This window comes from Rahnella inusitata (assembly GCF_018288855.1).
Lineage (GTDB): Bacteria > Pseudomonadota > Gammaproteobacteria > Enterobacterales > Enterobacteriaceae > Rahnella > Rahnella inusitata.
Genome location: NZ_CP065026.1, coordinates 47,782 through 62,534 on the forward strand (window position 1 = coordinate 47,782; position 14,753 = coordinate 62,534).

Below are 14,753 nucleotides of genomic sequence, written 5' to 3' on the forward strand. Positions count from 1 at the left end.
CTCCTCAATATTCCGAAGGGCAGGCTTCCGGCCCACTGGCTGGCTGCGTCGCGTTCCCGGCGTCAGCATCAGACTGGCCGTGCTCAAGCTTTTCAATGTCACTGAGCAGGGCCGACAACTCACAGGATGACGCTTTGCGCTTCCAGGCCTGGCGGTAACGCACTTTTAATGCGCCGAGCCGGATACGTTGTTCCCGATTTTTCACCACGTTCCCCCCTTTTTATGCCGCTGCTCCCCGCCCCAACACCCGGACACGCAGCGTTTCCGGTGCCCGACGCCCGCTGACCGGCACCCGTACAACCTGATTCATCAGCGTCAGCATCAGCATGGCTCGCCTGGCTCCGTTGGGTTCGTCCCAAACGGCTTCCAGCCCTTCAAACACCCCGCTGAGAACCTCCACCCGGTCACCGTGCACCGGCATCGTCGGTGCAGGTGACAGGCAGTCATGGGTTTTCAGCCGCTCCACTACCTCATCGGGCACCACTGATGGCATGCCGCCAAAACTGATTAAGGACGACACCCCCCTTGTGCTTTTGATGGTGGTGGTGTGAATAACCTCCGGATCAAAACGCACGAAGATGTAACCGGGGAAAAGTGCCTGAGGTGACACCGTTTTAATCAGCGGGCTGCCGAGTAACATGGGGGTGATGACTTGTGCCGTATAAAGCGGCAGGAAACATGTCACCCCCTGATTGTCCAAATGCTGTTGTGCGCGTTTTTCCTGTGCATACTGCGTCTGTGCAACGTACCAGTGTTCCATATCCCTTCCCCCTGTCAGTTAATGGTATCGCCCAGCTTCAGCTGGCTCGCCTGACGCAACACTTCATCAGGATTGAGGACGGCGGCGCGGGTGACGTTATTCACCTGCGCGGAGGCATTACCGGCCACCTGCTGCACGTTATTTTGCGCGTCACCTTTTTTGTCTTTATCCGCTTCAATGTCTTCAATGGTTTCCAGACGGAAGCCCTGCTGGAAGACCACGGTCACGCTGTTGCCCGCGCCGATATCAATCACCGGGTGATACTGCTCAGCCCGTTTTATCCAGTACTGGCTGAGCGTGTCAGCCGCCTTGCTGGCACCGCCGCCAATCCCCTGCTTAAACACGTCGCCGGCACCCACTGACGCAGTGGCACCCAGTCCGACTGACGGCGTGGCGGCTGACTTGATGCCTTCCCCGAAGCCAGAGAGCAGCCCTGCCATACCGGCGTAGCCGATGATCTGACCGTTACGCATCACCGGCTTGCCGCGAATACCCTGCTTGCCCTGATAGGCCACGTGTCCGTCAAACGGCATGTCGATATGCTTGCCGTTTTTCAGGATGCAGCTGATGTTTTTGGTTCTGACCTCACCGCGTTCGCTGGAGATGTCCCCCCAGATTTCGCCGGTGACGCGGCACTGGTCCATGTTGTAGGTTTTACCGTTAGGCATGGAAACATCGCCAATCAAGGTGATGACCACGGGAGATGTGTTTTGCTGACCGGTCACGCTGGCGTTGGCATCCGCCCCCTCAATCATTACGGCTTCCGAGAAGGAGCCGGACGGTATCCACGGCAGTTTGGTTTTCTTAGCCTGCAGTGAGGTATAGCTGAAGGTTTTACTGGTCATGCCCCCCAGATGGCCCGAGCCGGTGCCGGGGTAAAAGCCCGCGCCCTGACCTTGTCCCGGATAAAACTGACTGCCCTGCCCGCCCCCCGGCCCACGGTTCGGGTCGGTGACGTTCCACTGCGCGGGGCTGGCCGGGCCGGTGGCGACCGGGCCTGTTGTGCCTGCGCCGGGGCCGCTGGCTGGCCCGGTTGACGGTGCGCTGGTCACAGGCGCAGAAGGCGGCTGACTTTGCAACTTACTCATGGCGTCCATGATTTTAGAAAGCTGTTGCTTGAGGGCTTCATTTTGCTGCTGCTGGTCGGTTTTAAGCTGGTTCACGCTGCTTTCCAGCGCCGAGGTTTTGTTTTGCTGCTGAGCCAGTGCCGCCGTGGCCAGGTTGTCGGTAAAGGAGCTGGTGACAACGCCGCCAGTCATATCGACAGCTTTGGGTTTGGTCGGGTTCTTCAGCGCTGACTGATGGTGAGCATAAGCCCATATCCCGCCCCCGACGCCGAGGGCCACCGCGACACACACGCCGGTCATGACCCACTGCTTGCGGCGGGTCGTGGTGTTGATGTTGCTCATACCCCGCCCTCCGTTGCCGTGGAGAAGATAACCCACACGTACCCTTCACCGCCGGCGTAAAGGTTATGGGTGGACAACATCACGGCACGGACACCCTTCTGCCAGAACTGTTTTTCTGACAGCGGGCGCGTGATGTAGCCGGTGTTTTTCATGCGATAGCGCATGACCAGCAGGTGCGAGCCGACCAGCTGGCGTTCAGGTGTCAGCAGGACGCCCGGCATCGGATTGTAGGCAGGTCCGCGCGCCGCTTTGGCTTCGATATAGCTGTCAGGTACGCCGCCGTTCACCACCGTGCGGGCCACGCTCACCAGCGTTTTCCCCCACGGCTGGCTTTCCTCCCAGGCTTTTGCATCCGGGTTGGCCTTCAGCGGTACTGAGGCGGGAATAAGGTGCAGCGTATGTCCGCTGCCCGGTTTTGGCGTCACGTCCAGAGAGGCGCCGATGCCGCTGGCCGTTTCCAGAAAGAGCGTGAAGTTCTGACCGGTCAGCGGGGTGATAAGCAGCGCCCCGTCTTCGGTGTTCTCCTGGGTAAAGGCCCCGTCGGGGCCGGTGACGCGGGTGATAAGCTCACCCTCAATGACAATTTTGTTCGGGCTGGTATTGCTCAGCTGCGCTTTCAGGTGCGCATCGTTTTCAAATACGGTGCCCGCCGGGCCGCTGACGTCGGCCATCGCCGCCGGTGTGAGGCAGAGGCCGGCGACGAACGCGGCAAGAAGTCGTGCTTTCATGCGGTTATCCCTGATGCTGTTTTGACACGGGTTGAGGGGGCTGCACTTCGGGGAAGGCGGTCAGACGGATGATGCCGTCCACATATTTCACGTTGAGCCGGTAGGCTTTATGCACATCGGGGATGTCTAACTTCAGGCTGCCGTTAGAGGTGCTGGCAGAGAGCGTGCCGCTGACGATGATGTCACCGGTCGCGGGGTCGAACGCCTCATCCTCGATGCGAAACACCGTGGAAATGCCGTTCTTCTTGATGTAATCCGCCTCGACGGCCAGCGCTTTTTTCAGCTCAGAGCGGGCTTCGGGCGGTACCCAGCGCAACAGGGCGGCGTGCTGACTGTCAACGGTGTCAGGCGTCACGCTCAGGCGTAAGTTAACAAACGAGCGCACCAGCATGTTGTTCAGGTTGGCATCCCCTTGCGACGCATCGGAGGTGAATGACCGGTCAAATAACATCGGGGTGGTGATGGTTTTTTGCGTGGTCGCAAAATGCCAGGCCATTGCGCCGGTGATGCAGGTACCCACCAGGCTCAGAGCAAGGAGCGAACCGAGTGACGCCAGAGCCAGCATCGTCACCCGGTTTCGCGTTTCTTTCACTTGATACTTCATCGTTTCTTCCTTCGGGCAGGGAAAAGGCGCCACCCGAAAGTGGCGCACACGTTACTGCATCCAGTGACGGTTGCCTGAATCAGGCACCCGCCTGAATTGCACCCGGAAAAGCACCGTTGGCAGATACCAGTAAAGAAGGTTTAAGAGCCACCATGAGCCCTGGCCTTTTTTAAGGTGTCGGATAAGCAGCCACAGAACGGCACCCACGCACAGCATCACGATAAAAATGTCGCAGAAGAACCCCGTCACCCCACAGGCTAAAAGCACAAAGGCTTCTTCGGGTGGCAGTCCGGCAACGCGTTTTTGCTGATTGAGAGTTTCCGGGAATCGATATTTCAACGAGTCCTGGTCCATAGGAGGAATTAATTGATGAGGGCGAAGAAAGCGCGGGTGATAAGGATGAGCATAATAAGGCCGGCGAATACCATCGGGTTACGGGTTTTAATAAAACCGGTCACCGACACGATAATTTCCGCCACGTATAACACCCACTCCACCGTCGAGCCGTGACCAAAAGTATCATTGGCATCCGCTTTTTGCGTGGCCATTAAATCCGTTGCGTGAACCAGGTGAGGGGAAATAACAACCGCGAGGGCCAGCGCAAAGAAAATAAGATTTCGCCGGGCGGCGGGAGACTGCGAAATAACGGGTTTAATACGGTGAGAATAAAAAGCACTAAAGTAAAATGGGAGGTTGCCGATACCCCCTTTCTGGAGATTATGTCCCCCTTCAGGCAAAGCTACCGCTACCCTTTCCGTCATACCGGAATCGTTCATCACTGATTTCATTATAAAAAACCTCGATTTGAGAAATAAAAATGTCAGCGTGCGTAAACAGACGTAACGCCCGCCCATCTTACATTGAGTCAAAAAAAAAAAAACTGTGACACATATCACAGTTTTTTCAGTTTCTAAGATATTTCTTATCATTCACCGGTAGTAGGCTCACACTCTCATTTCCTGTGTTATTTCAATCAGGCACAAAAATATGAAAGTAAAAGAGAAGATATACGAACGGCGCGGCCGTCCGAGAAAATATACGATGGGCGAAGTGCGTTACCGCGTACTCTGGGCGCCTGAAAATCTGCTGCTGGAGTTGCGCATTGCCGCCCGCGTTCGCGGGGTCAGCATGAACGATGAGGTGGTGGGCCGGTTGATTCAGTCGCTGGATTTCACCCCGAAAAAACCCATTATTAAAACCGAGGAGGGAGAGCGATTATTAGCCCTGGCCCGTTTGTTTGATGAGTTTATTCAGGCGCACCTGGATATGCTGCGGGAAAAATATGCCCAGGAAGCCACGGTGGTGGATGATAAGCGGCAGTTTGTGGCCGGTAAAATGCGCCGCTTCAGCAGCAGTTTCCCGGTGAATTTAAAAAAGGACATGGAAATCAGCGCGCGGTTTAATCAGCGCAGTATGAATCAGGAAATCGTTCAGCGCCTGTTAGGGTCACTCAATTATTTCACTGAGCAGCAGTTGCCCGAAAATGAGGAAATAAAACGACTGCGTTCGCTGGCGATGCTGTTCGATGAATTCATTGTGTCTAAGGTGGCGGTGGCGGAGAACCCGTTAACGAATAAGGAAAATAACGAATTGGGATCTTAGTTATCCTGACAAGGTATGCCGGGCAACCAGCCCGGCATAAACTTCACTCTTCTGCAATAAAATGTTTTGACTCTGACCTGTCTTCGGCAGCGCTCATACCGGAGAGGTTTCTGTCGAGCAGTTCCTCCAGTTTTTCATTCCCGCTCTCACCGCGCAGCTGCAAATATATTTCTGACATCATGGCCATCATAATGCTGATGCCTTCACGGCTGCCGGAAACTTTGCGCATTAAATCCCGGTTAAACCCTTCCTGGTCAAAGCTATTTCCTTCTCCCTGGTGTTTTTTTACCATCAGCCCGATGTTAACCAGTTCATTGACCACGGAGGAAAAGTTCACCTCGCCGTGCGTGGCACCGTTTTGCAGCTCAATCTGCACCAGCTCCAACACTTCCCTTTCGGTTTTTTCTTTGAAATAAATATTGCGTCTGGCCATCTCTTTTTCCTGTGTGTCCGGCTGGGGTTTATTGCCGGTGATGTTCGCGTTATTTCCCGAGGTATTAGGCAACCGCATGGGTGAGATAAAGCGAAAGGTGTTATTCTGTTGGTGGCGATTATTCTGCCGAAACTCAGTGTGTGTCAATACGGCACTGCAAATTAACATCGTCCGTTTTGGTTGGGGTGTGTTAATCCAGCGCTGTGGAAGAATTTCATGTGTGTGAATCAGGCACTGCACGCCATTTTTAGGCGTATTTGCCAGCACTGACGGGTATTTTGATGTGTGTTAATTAGGCACCAATCCAAAAAATGGGTGTGTGGATTAAGCACCACACACCATTGTGAACTATTTAATTTATTGATATTTAACAAAACACACCATTATCACACCATACGGTGCTGGTTAGAGTGCCGAATTAACACACCATCAGGCACTGTAAACACACACAATACGGCACCTCATTAACACACCATTCAGCACTGCAGAGTGTGCTAATTAGCACACACTTTCCGGGATGCTTGTAAAATTACATTAAAAATCACGGTTAACACCATGAATTACAACAACAAAACTGCAAGATGAAATCTTGCGTGGGGTGTGATGTAAGTTGTAAGAAAAAGCGGCCTGGTGAAATATCCCTATTCTGTTGATTTATTTAATTCCGTGGTGACATCAGAAGGCGTTCGCAGAGCGCCCTGTGCGCGTCTGTAACTAATTATCTTGCATCGGGAAAGGTGAAAGCGTATTTTCGCCAGAAATCACGCCGCGCTTATCCGGCGCATTCCTGGGGAATATAAAATAATGAAATGGTATGCTCTGCTTACGCTGGCGGCGGTGTTTTCTGCCCAGGCCAGCCCGGAAATGTGTTTTAACAAGGCGGGACGCGATTACGGTATTGATCCGCTTTTACTGACCGCAATTTCAATAAAAGAGTCGCGGCTCAGAATGGACGCCATTAATGACCGTAACCGGAATAAAACAGAAGATGTCTGCGGCATGCAGGTTAACAGTTCACATTATGCGGCGCTGCGAAAATTTGATATTACCCGTGAACGGTTACTGAAAGAACCCTGTACGTGTATTTACACCGGCGCCTGGGTACTCGCGCACAATTTCCGGGCTTACGGTAAAAACTGGGACAGCGTCGGGATGTATAACACCGGTCCGTCACCGAAGCTCATCGTGCAGCGACGCGCCTACTCAACCGATATTAAAAATATATATCGCATCCTGCTGGCTACACAAATTATTCAAAATAAACAAACCGCCCAGCGTGACGAAAATCCGCTTCTGGTCAGGTCATCGGCATCCGTAAATACAGACACAAAAGAAAATAATCAATAATGGAATTGTGAGGCATTCGTATACGTTTTCTGATTTTATGGCACGGGAAGGGAAATACTTCGGGGGGAGTATCGGGTAATGATGGGAAATATCCGGCGCTTTTCGATTGCGCCGGACAGATAAACCGCTACCATTCAAAAACTTCGTACCCGTCAAGAGTATCAGCGTCCGGGTCAAAACAGATCATCCCTATTTGATGTTGTTTGCGCATACAAAACACCAACTTCCTCACGGGCTTTGAAATCCCCATTTCTTTTAATTTCAATACCGGATACCGGTATTCACGCAGCATTAAAAGATAGCCATAGCCGGTGTCAAATACCCAGGGGAATTTTTCGTTAACGTATTGCGATAAAATTTCCCCATCGCCCGGCGTTATATGTGCCGTGCTGCATGTCATGCCGTGAATCTTTTCCATACTGTTGACCTTATGCACAGGGAGAGCGAACACTCTCCCTAATGTAAATGCAAAATGTTACGCCTTCATTTTTTTAAACTGCTCGGCAATCATCCACAGCGCCCGGTTTAATTTCACGTCGCCGTCAATACCGTTAATCGCGCGCGTCGTGGTGCGTTTTCCTTTTTCGTTGCGACCGGTTAAGCCGCCCTTAATCATATTTTCCTGCACCCGCTGAAAGGTCACCCACAAATCATTTTGGCAGTCTTCTCTGCGTCGTGGCATTAATACACTCGCCGGGGTAACGGGGATTTTTTTATCGTCTTCCCCGTAGCGATACATGAGCGCCGCCTGGGCAAACAGGTCTTGTTCATCCCGGTTGAGGGGCATGTCTTTCATGATATTCATGTGCTCATCGACCTTGTCAAAGATGCCGAGCACCTCATACGCCCCCTCAATAACCTGCCCGGTGACGTCGCCTTTGTGGGGGACACGCACCTCGCCAAAGTCCTCACCGCACACCATGCCGTTCGAACAAACAAAGCGGAAAATGCCGGGCAACATCTGATAACTGCTGCTGCCGTCGTGTGAATTGAGCAGGATAATTTCCGGCACTTCGCAGCCGTTGATTTGATTTTCGCGGCGCAGCCGCAGCATGTGTTTGGTATGGCCTTTCCTGGCCTCATCCCGCACGCGGGTCTGACAGGCAAAGAACGGCTGAAAGCCTTCTTTGCGCAGGCTGTCGAGCAGCTGAATGGTCGGAATATAGGTATAACGGTCACTGCGGGAGCCGTGTTTTTCTTCTGAAAACACGCTCGGGACGACGCTGGCCAGCTCGTCATTGGTCAGCGGACGGTCACGGCGGATCTGATTTTTGGCACCAAAGCGAGACGCTAAACGCATAATATTATCCTCGATGTTGATCATGTTGTTGGGTCAGGTGTGAGTCATGAAAAGCGCGCCGGGCAGCTGACGTTCACCGCCCGACAAAGACGCTATTCCTCTTCAAACAGTTCATTGCGCAGGTCGCAATAGGCGTTTGCGGTGCGGACAACTTCCTCGTCCGTGAGCGTCAGGCCTTTCTTTTCCGCCGCCTGCAAAAACACCGTCTGGTCTTTTTCCGGCAGGCGTTTCAGGTGCGCGACGGCGCTGGAAATCAGGGTGTACTCGTAAATTTCGGCATGCTGGCCGCAGGTGTTGCCTGCATAAATTTCCAGCCGGGAAATCACCACGTCGGCGCGGATCACATCAAACGGATGAGACGACGAAATGTCAGTAATGAAACCGTCCCTGCGCAGCGTCGTGGTTTTCGCCCCCCATCTTTCGGAAGATTCAGGAGCGGCGGTCTTGACGTTTTGTGTGTGCATTCTTCAGGTCCCCTTCAGGTTAAATGTCATCTCTCGGTGAGTTCTTTCGCGGCAAAGGGCGAAGTAGCGACGACGCATGGGGGAACGCAAGGGCGCCGCAGGCGTGCATTTCACCCTTGCGTTAACCTGGGCGGCGGTGCTACACCCAGCCCTCCGCGTAAGAGCTGGCCGTGAGATGTGAAAACCGGAACACGCAGAATGCACACACCCGACGGCGGGGAACGCGCCGGCGACCTTAGCGGCCAGCGTCGCTGGCCAGTGTCCGTGCGGCGGCGCAGCCGGCTGCGGGGGTTGACCTGGTTTTTTACCATCAGACCCTAGCCGTCAGGCCGTAACCCCACAGGGGTTACGCGGAGCTTACCGGCTTGCCGGTTAGCGTAGTCGGGCTCGACGATTGACCAGCTTGCTGGTCATGAGCCGAAGGGGGACAGGTTCCAGCCCTGGTGATTTGTTGTGGAAAAGAAAAGCCGGACACAGATGACCAGGGAAAAGGGTCAAAGGAATAGTCAGAGGAAGAAGAAAAAGAAGAAGAACAGGGAAAGCCAGGAGAGGAAACGTACGAAAGTAATGAAAGAGAGAAACCGGAGAAACAGGCCGGAGAAGCAGCATGACCGCCGCGGCGCAGCCGCAGCAGTTTGACTGCTGAGGGTGTTTGGCGGGCTAAAAGCAGGGATTGCTCCCTGCCCTCTCCTCAGAATGTCCGGCAACTGCCCTTAATGCGATACCAAAACGGCGTGTACATTTCTCGGGTGATTTTCTGGCTCAGCGAGTTGCCTATCCTGACACAGGCGGGAATGCCCAACAGGGACAGCTGCACAAAGCACATACGCGCCGCCACCGGATCCAGATCGGTGCACTGCACTAACAGCTGCGTCTGCGGGTTATAGCCACGGTCAAGCAGCACTTTAGCGGCGGCGATCACCATACCGCCTGCGCCGCAGGTCGGCTCATCGAGCGTAACATAGGGCGCACCATCCGCCAGCTCCTGCACGCGCTGCCCCATGACCAGCCCCGCGATCAGCTCGCTCAGGGAAAACGGAGTGAAAAACTGCCCCATGTCCTTGCTGCCGATCTCCAGCTCCATAAAAATGGAACCCAGAAAATCACACATACCGGCGTCAAGTCCTTCCGTGACCAGAGCCAGTAAGCGTGCCATGCGGTTCAAATCGTCTTTTTCGTAACCGGCTATCGTCTGAAAATATTCATTTTCCAGCTCGTCACACTGCAAAATGGCATTTTCCAGAGCCACGGCGGCCATCGTCACAAAGTCCCTGAACACCTGATACCGGTTGTGATAGCGAGCCGTTTCACGAAACAGTTTCACAAAATCTTTGCGGTGATTATCCAGCGGCGAAACGGCGCTGTCGCGCACAGGCCGGGAAGGTGCAATCACGTCAGCGTGCGGTACGGCTGTCACGAAAACCGGTTTAACTGCGCTGGACTCCGGCATTTCAGGCTGAGAAAACAGCGAATCAAAAGATAACTGGCTCATGCTGTTTTGCCCGTTTCACACACCGCCTCCCTCAGGGAAAATTCACCGCCATCAATGCTCACCGTCAGATCGGCAACGCGGCTAGTCAGCAGTTCCAGCATCTCAGGTTCAACGTTCAGAACTTCCAACATTGCCCCCTCAATGCCTGTCGCTTCATCCATTGCGACAAACAGCTCCCCGATATCATCCCAATGCTCAAGATCAAACCCTTCGGCATAGGCAATGGTGCGTTTTGCCCCCACGTAAGACGGTTTTTCAGCGGTCAGAAAAATGCCTTCCTCACCGACCAGCAGCAACGCGCCGCCGTTCGTTTTCAGATCCATCATGACCGGCTTCAGCGTTTCCGCTCTGAACATCAGTTGTTTACTCATCCTGCCCCCCAAAAATCATTGAATTGCCGCCCCGCAGGGCGGCAAGGTCATCAGGCATAAGCCCGTTTCAGTTCCAGCGTGCGCAGCACCTGACCGAGTTCACTGGCTCGCATGGCGGGCACTCTTACGGACTGGCGTTTGCGCTGACATTTTGCGATGTGACGCCCCAGCGCCTTAAACGGCACGGTGATGTCCTGACTTTTTAGCGGTTCCCGCACAATGCGCGGGTGCTTTTTTGCCGTCTCAGACTTTACAAACGGCATGGGGGATGCAATTATCTGTGCTTCAGTATTCATGGCATGAAATCCAATCGAGTATTGATAGCCGGTCTGGCTTTTGCGGGACAAACCGGCATGACAAGGCAGACGAAAGTCTGCTTTTTTCATTTCTGCACTACGGTTTCTTTGCCTAACACCTCCTTAATACGTCCCACAATTTCGGCATGGCTCAGGGTGCATTCATCGCATAGCTGGAAATACCGGCCTTCGACTTTCGCGTAAATGTCCGTCACACTGCCGCACATCATTTCGGCAAACTTGAATGATTCGCTGTCCCGATCGCCCTGCCAGTCCATCGGCGGTAACGTCCCCAGTACGTCCATATATCTGTGCAGGTCGATTTCCACCGGCGCGGTCACATATGATTTTGCCCGCGCCTCCCAGTAAGCGGCCTCCGCGCCTGCGCTCCATTCGAACCGGTTTTTACCCGCGTCGCCGGTGATGATGTCGGGTGTATACATGGTGTTTCTCCTGTTAAGTGAAGGCGGGGAAATCCCGCCTTCCGGTATCACTAATGACCAAAAGTTTCCGCGCGAACGCGCTCCCACGCCCGAAGACCCAGAAGGCTGTAGCGACTCTCTACAACACGTTTCGCCAGCATCCAGCACTGTGCGACAGGGAAGAATACGCACGGTTTACCGTCTTTACCGGCACCGGTGGTCTCAGCAACATTCAAGGCCAGCGGAACCAGATAGCGGCGTAAAATTTCAACCATTTCATCCTCGCCCGTTGCGACCTCATAGATGTAGAGGCCGGAGAGTTCATCCAACAAGGCTCCTTGTTCGGCAACGATTAATGACGTGTTTTTCACCCATCTTTCGGAAGATTCAGGAGCGGCGGTTTTGACGTTTTGTGTGTGCATTCTTCAGGTCCCCTTCAGGTTAAATGTCATCTCTCGGTGAGTTCTTTCGCGGCAAAGGGCGAAGTAGCGACGACGCACGGGGGAACGCAAGGGCGCCGCAGGCGTGCATTTCACCCTTGCGTTAACCTGGGTGGCGGTGCTACACCCAGCCCTCCGCGTAAGGGCTTGCCGCGAGATGGATAACCGCACCCGGCAGAATGCACACACCCGACGGCGGGGAACGCGCCGGCGTCCTTAGCGGCCGGTTTACCGGCCAGTGTCCGTGCGGCGGCGCAGCCGGCTGCGGGGGTTGACCTGGCTTTTTACCATCAGACCCTAGCCGTCAGGCCGTAACCCCTGTGGGGTTACGCGGAGCTTACCGGCTTGCCGGTTAGCGTAGTCGGGCTCGACGATTGACCAGCCTGCTGGTCATGAGCCGAAGGGGGACAGGTTCCAGCCTTTGTGGTTTGTTGTGGAAAAGAAAAGCCGGACATCGATGGACAGGGAGAAAAATCAAAGAAATAAGCAAATGAAGGAGAACAGGGGAAGCCAGGAGAGGAAACGTACGAAAGGAATGAAAGAGAGAAGCCGGTGAAACAGACCGGAGGCAAAGCAAAGCCGCCGCGGCGCAGCCGCAGCAGCTTGCGGGTTTATCTTTCTTTTCTCTCCAGGTCAGACAGACGATTCGGCAGCATCAGGCGATCAAGGTAGACCTCAAACTCACTCTGTTCGTCAGCGTGCCGGTTTACTTCCAGCATCACCACCCACAGCGGTTCATACCGCAGAAAGTACCGGTCAAAATGCCCGAGACTGGGAAAGCGTGAAAACCACGCGTAAACCAGTTCGCCTAAATCGTGGAGTAGCAAGTCTCTGCGCGACCAGTTGTCGTACCACGGCCTTACCGTGCTCGGGGTACAAAATGCCAGCTCGATCTCAGCCTGCCCCAACAGCGTTTCATAGCGTATCCGCTTCTGTTCCCCTGCTTTTGCTTCAACATTTTGCCTGCGGTTAGCCTTCAGACGGGCACGCTGTTCCCCCCGCTGCCGCTCTCTGCGTTCAACTTCAGGGAACAGGCTGTGCTGACCTGCTCCCCGTAGATGAATACGCAGCTATGATAGTAAAGTATCGATCGTCAGCCAGGAAAATCGCTAACTTCCACTGGTCTCTCACTGCAGATAATGTTGCACATTGTCCGCATCGTGCCATATATAGTCATTCGAACCCTGAGGGTTACACTTTTAAGTGATTCAGGGTATGCGCTTACTGGTTACGAATATTGTGCCAGAATCATGTGATTTGATGATTGCCGCTTTGCTTTCGAGCCAGTAAGTGCTCCACGTTCGCTAACGAATACTCAGGGCATGCAGATAAACTGCTGACTATATTTCTTTCGAAGGGCGTGGAATGCATACCAATCCCCGGTAAAAGGAGTTGGTGATGACTGCTATAGATCAGTTTGCTGCTCATGTTGGTCTGGACTGGGCGGATAAAAAGCACGATGTCTGCGTTCAGTTTAAAAACGGTGAGCGCACATTCCATGTGATTAACCATACGCCGGAAGCGCTTGATACCTGGCTCAATGAGTTGCACCAGAAGGTCAAAGGCAGGATCGCTATCGCCCTTGAACTGAAGAAAGGTCCGGTAGTATATGCTCTCCAGAAGTACCCCTTTATTACTGTCTTTCCTGTACACGCGTTATCATTGGCCCGCTATCGGCAGACCTTCTGGCCAAGTGGTGCGAAGGATGATCCTCAGGATGCCGAGTTGGCGTTAGATCTGATGCTTCGCTATCCCCAAAAGATAAAAGCCATCGAATCCGACAATGCTGATATCCGTTTACTTCTACAACTAGTCGAGCAGCGTAGGCTGCTGGTAGAAGACAAACGCCGCTTTGTTAATCGGCTCATTAACACGCTTAAGCAGTATTATCCTCACCCCCTGGAATGGTTCTCGCATCGGGACAGTTCATTGTTCTGTGAGCTCATAATCCGCTGGCCAAGCCTGCAACAGCTCAAACGTGCCCGGAGTGATACCGTCCGTCATTTTATGAACGCAAGAGGTGGTCCCGCTGTTGCGTATACAGAACAGCGGGTCACAAGCATTGCCAACGCGATTCCCTTGACCACTGATAAAAGTGTCATCGAGGCGAACGCGCTAATGGCAACAGCTCTTGCATCACAAATCAAACTTGTAGGTGAACTTATCAGAACCTACGACGAACGAATCGAATCGTTATTCGATACGCTTCCGGATGCAGAGTTGTTCAAATCACTACCGGGCATGGGGCCGTGTATGGGCCCACGTATGCTTGCCGCACTGGGTGATAACCGCGACCGCTTCAACAGCGCTGAGGAAATTCAAAACTACGCAGGTATTGCACCGGTGACTGAACGAAGTGGCCAGAAATCCTGGGTTCACTGGCGATGGCAGTGTGCCAAGTTCGTCAGGCAAACCTTTGTCGAATGGGCCGCCAAAACGGTTAACTCATCATACTGGGCCAAGCTGTATTATCAGGGGATGCGAGAAAAAGGAAAATCTCATCAATCAGCGATCCGGGCTCTGGCATTCAAATGGATAAGGATTATTTACCGCTGCTGGAAGACCAGAACCCGTTATGACGAAGCGAAATATTTGCTGGCACTGGAAGCGCGAAAATCGCCTTTACTAATGCTGTAGAAAGCTTGTCGAATGTCTCAGGGCGTGAAGCGGACTATGCAAACTCAGGAGCTAATACGCCAGCCTGGAGATGAGTATGAGCGCAGGTTAGTCAGGTTTTTTTTCGTGGTTATAAATATCAGGCCGGGTAATGCTCCATGCGTAGTTTTTCCGATTAACAGGTTCGTAGCCAAATTTTTCATAGAGCCAGGGAGCTGTCGTTGTAAACAACATAATTCTACGAAGCTGCTCAAAGACAGGATGATGATGAATACACTGCATCACCCATCTTCCCAGCCCCTCTCCCTGATATTTCTCCAGAATATAAACATCACAAAGGTAAGCGAACGTAGCGTAATCTGTTATCAAACGCGCGAAACCTATCTGGGTTTTATCATGATAAACGCCAAAATTAAGGCTGTTTTCGATTGATACATTGACAGTAGCCAGATCAATCTCTTTAGCCCTG

At 53.2% G+C, this 14,753-nt stretch carries 21 protein-coding genes; 3 read left to right on the forward strand and 18 right to left on the reverse strand.

All coding sequences use genetic code 11. The features are described 5' to 3' along the window. Positions 1-4: 4 nt before the first annotated feature. From I2123_RS24800 to I2123_RS24830, 7 genes are read right to left on the reverse strand one after another with little or no spacing between them, the layout of a single operon-like run. Complete coding sequence (locus I2123_RS24800) at positions 5-205, reverse strand: hypothetical protein (RefSeq protein WP_244879967.1); 201 nt, start codon at positions 203-205, stop codon at positions 5-7. Between the two features lie 15 nt (positions 206-220). Beyond that, positions 221-760 (reverse strand): transcription/translation regulatory transformer protein RfaH, encoded by a 540-nt coding sequence (rfaH, locus tag I2123_RS24805; protein ID WP_213053029.1) that lies wholly within the window; start codon positions 758-760, stop codon positions 221-223. Between the two features lie 14 nt (positions 761-774). Beyond that, positions 775-2,169 (reverse strand): F-type conjugal transfer pilus assembly protein TraB, encoded by a 1,395-nt coding sequence (traB, locus tag I2123_RS24810; RefSeq protein WP_213053030.1) that lies wholly within the window; start codon positions 2,167-2,169, stop codon positions 775-777. After that, complete coding sequence (gene traK / locus I2123_RS24815; protein WP_213053031.1) at positions 2,166-2,897, reverse strand: F-type conjugal transfer protein TraK; 732 nt, start codon at positions 2,895-2,897, stop codon at positions 2,166-2,168. The genes traB and traK overlap by 4 nt, the downstream gene beginning before the upstream one ends. Positions 2,898-2,901: 4 nt before the next feature. After that, entirely contained in the window at positions 2,902-3,501 is a 600-nt protein-coding gene (locus I2123_RS24820; protein WP_213053032.1) for a TraE/TraK family type IV conjugative transfer system protein, read from the reverse strand. Between the two features lie 51 nt (positions 3,502-3,552). After that, a complete protein-coding gene (traL, locus tag I2123_RS24825; RefSeq protein ID WP_037035618.1) occupies positions 3,553-3,855 on the reverse strand; it encodes a type IV conjugative transfer system protein TraL in 303 nt (100 codons plus the stop codon). Between the two features lie 8 nt (positions 3,856-3,863). Beyond that, complete coding sequence (locus I2123_RS24830; protein ID WP_213053033.1) at positions 3,864-4,289, reverse strand: type IV conjugative transfer system pilin TraA; 426 nt, start codon at positions 4,287-4,289, stop codon at positions 3,864-3,866. A 199-nt stretch (positions 4,290-4,488) separates the two neighbouring features. Between I2123_RS24830 and I2123_RS24835 the strand changes: the two genes are divergently transcribed. Then, positions 4,489-5,103 (forward strand): Arc family DNA-binding protein, encoded by a 615-nt coding sequence (locus tag I2123_RS24835; RefSeq protein WP_014695869.1) that lies wholly within the window; start codon positions 4,489-4,491, stop codon positions 5,101-5,103. Positions 5,104-5,146: 43 nt separating this feature from the next. Here the strand turns inward: I2123_RS24835 and I2123_RS24840 are convergent, their stop codons facing one another. Next, entirely contained in the window at positions 5,147-5,536 is a 390-nt protein-coding gene (locus I2123_RS24840) for a relaxosome protein TraM (RefSeq protein WP_213053052.1), read from the reverse strand. An 804-nt stretch (positions 5,537-6,340) separates the two neighbouring features. Here I2123_RS24840 and I2123_RS24845 point away from each other — a divergent pair. After that, entirely contained in the window at positions 6,341-6,883 is a 543-nt protein-coding gene (locus I2123_RS24845; RefSeq protein WP_213053034.1) for a lytic transglycosylase domain-containing protein, read from the forward strand. 127 nt (positions 6,884-7,010) lie between these two features. On the opposite strand, the gene I2123_RS24850 is transcribed toward I2123_RS24845, so the two are convergent. The 9 genes from I2123_RS24850 to I2123_RS24890 all read right to left on the reverse strand — a co-directional run bounded on the left by I2123_RS24850 (position 7,011) and on the right by I2123_RS24890 (position 12,738). Continuing rightward, on the reverse strand, positions 7,011-7,301 hold the full coding sequence (locus I2123_RS24850) for a DUF5983 family protein (RefSeq protein ID WP_213053035.1): 291 nt from the start codon (positions 7,299-7,301) through the stop codon (positions 7,011-7,013). A 57-nt stretch (positions 7,302-7,358) separates the two neighbouring features. Further along, the gene (locus I2123_RS24855) at positions 7,359-8,183 is read right to left on the reverse strand and encodes a DUF932 domain-containing protein (protein ID WP_213053036.1); all 825 of its coding nucleotides are present in this window, start codon (positions 8,181-8,183) and stop codon (positions 7,359-7,361) included. 92 nt (positions 8,184-8,275) lie between these two features. Continuing rightward, on the reverse strand, positions 8,276-8,647 hold the full coding sequence (locus I2123_RS24860; protein WP_244879968.1) for a SurA N-terminal domain-containing protein: 372 nt from the start codon (positions 8,645-8,647) through the stop codon (positions 8,276-8,278). A 691-nt stretch (positions 8,648-9,338) separates the two neighbouring features. Beyond that, positions 9,339-10,139 (reverse strand): N-6 DNA methylase, encoded by an 801-nt coding sequence (locus tag I2123_RS24865; protein WP_213053037.1) that lies wholly within the window; start codon positions 10,137-10,139, stop codon positions 9,339-9,341. Then, entirely contained in the window at positions 10,136-10,510 is a 375-nt protein-coding gene (locus tag I2123_RS24870) for a hypothetical protein (RefSeq protein WP_213053038.1), read from the reverse strand. The genes I2123_RS24865 and I2123_RS24870 overlap by 4 nt, the downstream gene beginning before the upstream one ends. 50 nt (positions 10,511-10,560) lie before the next feature. Further along, a complete protein-coding gene (locus tag I2123_RS24875; protein ID WP_420834364.1) occupies positions 10,561-10,896 on the reverse strand; it encodes a hypothetical protein in 336 nt (111 codons plus the stop codon). Beyond that, positions 10,893-11,249, reverse strand: a complete 357-nt coding sequence (locus tag I2123_RS24880) for a hypothetical protein (RefSeq protein WP_244879969.1) — start codon at positions 11,247-11,249, stop codon at positions 10,893-10,895. Before I2123_RS24880 ends, I2123_RS24875 begins: the two co-directional genes overlap by 4 nt. A gap of 50 nt (positions 11,250-11,299) precedes the next feature. Then, positions 11,300-11,650: a hypothetical protein gene (locus I2123_RS24885; protein ID WP_213053039.1), complete on the reverse strand. Its 351-nt coding sequence runs from the start codon at positions 11,648-11,650 to the stop codon at positions 11,300-11,302. Between the two features lie 629 nt (positions 11,651-12,279). After that, positions 12,280-12,738, reverse strand: a complete 459-nt coding sequence (locus I2123_RS24890; protein ID WP_213053056.1) for a plasmid SOS inhibition protein A — start codon at positions 12,736-12,738, stop codon at positions 12,280-12,282. 328 nt (positions 12,739-13,066) lie between these two features. Between I2123_RS24890 and I2123_RS24895 the strand changes: the two genes are divergently transcribed. Beyond that, complete coding sequence (locus tag I2123_RS24895) at positions 13,067-14,305, forward strand: IS110 family RNA-guided transposase (RefSeq protein ID WP_213053040.1); 1,239 nt, start codon at positions 13,067-13,069, stop codon at positions 14,303-14,305. A gap of 87 nt (positions 14,306-14,392) precedes the next feature. Here I2123_RS24895 and I2123_RS24900 read toward each other — a convergent pair whose 3' ends face one another. Further along, positions 14,393-14,740 (reverse strand): GNAT family N-acetyltransferase, encoded by a 348-nt coding sequence (locus tag I2123_RS24900; protein WP_213053057.1) that lies wholly within the window; start codon positions 14,738-14,740, stop codon positions 14,393-14,395. Positions 14,741-14,753: the final 13 nt, after the last annotated feature.

Bases quoted from the DNA above. Each gene is read 5' to 3' on its own strand.
- rfaH (WP_213053029.1), bottom strand. From the start codon at position 760: ATGGAACACTGGTACGTTGCACAGACGCAGTATGCACAGGAAAAACGC.
- traB (WP_213053030.1), bottom strand. From the start codon at position 2,169: ATGAGCAACATCAACACCACGACCCGCCGCAAGCAGTGGGTCATGACC.
- traK (WP_213053031.1), bottom strand. From the start codon at position 2,897: ATGAAAGCACGACTTCTTGCCGCGTTCGTCGCCGGCCTCTGCCTCACA.
- I2123_RS24820 (WP_213053032.1), bottom strand. From the start codon at position 3,501: ATGAAGTATCAAGTGAAAGAAACGCGAAACCGGGTGACGATGCTGGCT.
- traL (WP_037035618.1), bottom strand. From the start codon at position 3,855: ATGGACCAGGACTCGTTGAAATATCGATTCCCGGAAACTCTCAATCAG.
- I2123_RS24830 (WP_213053033.1), bottom strand. From the start codon at position 4,289: ATGAAATCAGTGATGAACGATTCCGGTATGACGGAAAGGGTAGCGGTA.
- I2123_RS24835 (WP_014695869.1), top strand. From the start codon at position 4,489: ATGAAAGTAAAAGAGAAGATATACGAACGGCGCGGCCGTCCGAGAAAA.
- I2123_RS24840 (WP_213053052.1), bottom strand. From the start codon at position 5,536: ATGGCCAGACGCAATATTTATTTCAAAGAAAAAACCGAAAGGGAAGTG.
- I2123_RS24845 (WP_213053034.1), top strand. From the start codon at position 6,341: ATGAAATGGTATGCTCTGCTTACGCTGGCGGCGGTGTTTTCTGCCCAG.
- I2123_RS24850 (WP_213053035.1), bottom strand. From the start codon at position 7,301: ATGGAAAAGATTCACGGCATGACATGCAGCACGGCACATATAACGCCG.
- I2123_RS24855 (WP_213053036.1), bottom strand. From the start codon at position 8,183: ATGCGTTTAGCGTCTCGCTTTGGTGCCAAAAATCAGATCCGCCGTGAC.
- I2123_RS24860 (WP_244879968.1), bottom strand. From the start codon at position 8,647: ATGCACACACAAAACGTCAAGACCGCCGCTCCTGAATCTTCCGAAAGA.
- I2123_RS24865 (WP_213053037.1), bottom strand. From the start codon at position 10,139: ATGAGCCAGTTATCTTTTGATTCGCTGTTTTCTCAGCCTGAAATGCCG.
- I2123_RS24870 (WP_213053038.1), bottom strand. From the start codon at position 10,510: ATGAGTAAACAACTGATGTTCAGAGCGGAAACGCTGAAGCCGGTCATG.
- I2123_RS24875 (WP_420834364.1), bottom strand. From the start codon at position 10,896: ATGAAAAAAGCAGACTTTCGTCTGCCTTGTCATGCCGGTTTGTCCCGC.
- I2123_RS24880 (WP_244879969.1), bottom strand. From the start codon at position 11,249: ATGTATACACCCGACATCATCACCGGCGACGCGGGTAAAAACCGGTTC.
- I2123_RS24885 (WP_213053039.1), bottom strand. From the start codon at position 11,650: ATGCACACACAAAACGTCAAAACCGCCGCTCCTGAATCTTCCGAAAGA.
- I2123_RS24895 (WP_213053040.1), top strand. From the start codon at position 13,067: ATGACTGCTATAGATCAGTTTGCTGCTCATGTTGGTCTGGACTGGGCG.